1 protein-coding gene is annotated in these 937 nt (G+C 35.3%); it reads right to left on the reverse strand.

Going from position 1 to position 937, the window contains the following annotated elements:
* Positions 1 to 194: 194 nt before the first annotated feature.
* Complete coding sequence (locus BFP75_RS00005; RefSeq protein WP_099542435.1) at positions 195 to 623, reverse strand: hypothetical protein; 429 nt, start codon at positions 621 to 623, stop codon at positions 195 to 197.
* Positions 624 to 937 lie beyond the last annotated feature (314 nt).

A 937-nucleotide genomic window follows, 5' to 3' on the forward strand; every position in this document is an offset into this window, starting at 1 on the left:
GTCCTATACTGAGGACTACTATTACTGAAAAACGTCTAAGAAAAAGAGGTTACGAAAGTATGCTAGCGTACTACCTTAGTGTAAAGTTCTGATATAACGAACCGCCGTGTACGAGACCCGTACGCACGGTGGTGTGAGAGGCGCAGTCCGTTCCTAACTAGGGGCGGACCCGTCTACTCGATTAGGCAAAGTGCTTAATTCTTTTTTAGTGATTTTCGATTGAATATATATCCAATTATTAGCAACGCAATTACAATAATTGCTAATGAAGTTGGAGGTTTTCCAGGTGAATTGAATCGAACAATCAATGTAGCATATATTGAAGTCAGACTTACAATTAAACCACCAATCAAAATAAGTAACGGTATCCGCGCTATTTTGTCAGAAGCAAATATTTTCTGAAGAAATGCGATAACTATTGCGATTGCTATAAATCCACCAGACATAGCCCTCATAAATGCTAGAATTAAAAATTGAATGTTTGAATCAACCTCATTCCACTCTAGAGAAATTGCATCACTATGATACGGCATAAAACTATTTTTGAATAAATATATAAGTCCCATTCCTAAAAGTATTAGTGCTGCTAAATAATTAGCGATATTTCCAATTTTCGTTTTCATATTGTTTGATTTTTATTTTGCCTAACGTGTTTGTGTATGATTTGGCAACTTTGGTTTGTCAAATCAGTTTCAGGATATCCTGAAGTTAAAAGTAGCAAAATTTATCTAGCGAGTGATTCCGCTTGCTGGATTATACACGTCTTAAGTTTGATTCTCTTTAAATTGATGTGTTAATCAGAAAGAACAAAAGAGAGAATTAAGGTTACTATACACGGTGAAGCTTACGACTTCGACAACATTGATAATCCTCTCTCTTTTACTACTTAAATCACGTTCAGTTCTGTGAGACTTTAGATCTCGTTTTCAAGTTGTTG

This window comes from Maribacter sp. 4G9, from assembly GCF_002742265.1.
Lineage (GTDB): Bacteria > Bacteroidota > Bacteroidia > Flavobacteriales > Flavobacteriaceae > Maribacter.